This is a genomic window from Streptomyces sp. NPDC005181 (assembly GCF_040608395.1).
Classification (GTDB): Bacteria; Actinomycetota; Actinomycetes; order Streptomycetales; family Streptomycetaceae; genus Streptomyces.
In genome coordinates, this window is sequence record NZ_JBEXID010000239.1 from 1 (window position 1) to 1,692 (window position 1,692).

Below are 1,692 nucleotides of genomic sequence, written 5' to 3' on the forward strand. Positions count from 1 at the left end.
CTCCCGCCCCCCCCCCCCCCCCCCTTGCGGCCCGCGCCGGGGCCCCCGGGCGCCGCGGCCGGCGTCGCGAACACCACGGCAGGCCGCTATCCGTTGATGCGAAGCCCTCCGTGGCGCGACCGATCCGGCGGGGCGTGAGACATAGGGCACGCCGGGATGTGGCACGGTGAGCATGCAGCCCGATGGATCACCGAGAATGGATCACGCAGGAGGAGATTCCGTGTCGAATCCACCGCTTCCCGAGACCGCAGTGGCCATGCTGAAGAAGTCCAACTCGGCCGTCATCGCGACGCTTCGGGCCGACGGCCAGCCAGTGTCCACGGCCACCTGGTACCTCTGGTGCGACGGCCGGATCCTGGTCAACATGGATGAGGGCCGCAAGCGGCTCGAACACATCCGCAATGACCCCCGGGTCACGCTCACCGTGCTCGACGCGGAGAACTGGTACACCCACATCAGCATCATCGGACACGTCGCCGAACTGCGTGAGGACAAGGACCTCACCGATATCGACCGGCTGTCCCAGCAGTACCTCGGCAAGCCCTACCAGCAGCGGGACCGTGGCCGGGTCAGCGCCTGGATCGAGGTCGACCGCTGGCACGGCTGGGGCACGCTCAAGGAGAACAGCCAGCCCGGCTGACGCATGCGCCGCGGCGTCCGGCACGCACCCGCTCCGCGTTGCCGGGATCAGCCGCGTACGCCCAGCTCGCCAAGTGGACATACGACTCCTTCGCCAAGGGTGAGCCGACCTCCCCGATCCGCTGCATCGGCGCGAGCGCTTCGCGGGTTCCACGATCCCGCTCGGCCCCGAGGTCCGCAGGTGGTGGCCTCTTGCCGGTACTGCTCGACCGATCCGTCGCGACGCATTCGGTGCTGTGGATCGTGGCTGACGTCCTGGACGATGGCCGCTCCCGCATGTGTGAAGCGCCCGCCGGGTCCGCGTGGGCTTTCTTCGGCATCCCGGCGCGACGCCGGGACCGGAACGGCTCAGAGCCTGGCCACGATCCCGGAGCGGATGGCCCACTCGCCTGACTGCAATCGCCTTCTCGGGGGATCAAAACGCTGCCACGACACAAGATGCAGGGCATATGCCCCGAAGAGTGATCAAATGCGATCCACCGGCCAGGAAATGAGCGAGAGGAATGGCATGTTGAAGATCTTGGAGAGGCGCGCTCGGCGCATCGTCGCGGGCTCGGGTGCTGCCGCGGCAGCCATCGTGTTCAGTACCCCGCTGCTTGCCGCTGCGGCTCCCCCCCAGGCACCTGTTCCCGTGAAGCCCTACGCCACGGTGGGCAGTCTGAGCGGGCTGAACGAGCGTCAGTACCCCAGCACCGACTCGTCGGTCCTGGGTATCCGCAAGTACAAGGAGCAAGTGGGCCTGCGATGCAAGGTCCGTGCCCACAACATCGCCGGCAACAACGTCTGGTACCTGCTGCGTGACAAGCAGGCATGGATCTCGGCCAGGTACGCAGCCCAGACCGGAACCGTCCCCTACTGCAAGGACGTCCAGCCGACCGTGCTCACTTACAGCCAGAGGGCCGCCGAGGCCAAGGGCTGAACGCACCTGTCCCTCAAAGGGTTCGAATGATGGCGGGCCGTGGCCCACAAGCTCGACGTACTGCGGGAGCACTGCGAGGCGGCGGGCCGCGACTACGACGCCATCGAGAAGACCCTGATGTTCAGCAGGCCGGT

General features: G+C 67.4%; 2 protein-coding genes. Both read left to right on the forward strand.

The window, feature by feature from the left end; genetic code table 11:
* The first annotated feature begins 220 nt into the window (after positions 1-220).
* On the forward strand, positions 221-640 hold the full coding sequence (locus ABZV38_RS40320; RefSeq protein WP_356333928.1) for a PPOX class F420-dependent oxidoreductase: 420 nt from the start codon (positions 221-223) through the stop codon (positions 638-640).
* 507 nt (positions 641-1,147) lie between these two features.
* Positions 1,148-1,558 carry an SH3 domain-containing protein gene (locus tag ABZV38_RS40325; RefSeq protein ID WP_356333929.1) on the forward strand — a complete coding sequence of 137 codons (411 nt, stop codon included), beginning with the start codon at positions 1,148-1,150 and terminating at the stop codon, positions 1,556-1,558.
* Positions 1,559-1,692: the final 134 nt, after the last annotated feature.

Excerpts from the sequence above, each read along its gene's own strand:
- ABZV38_RS40325 (WP_356333929.1), top strand. The coding sequence starts at position 1,148 with ATGTTGAAGATCTTGGAGAGGCGCGCTCGGCGCATCGTCGCGGGCTCG.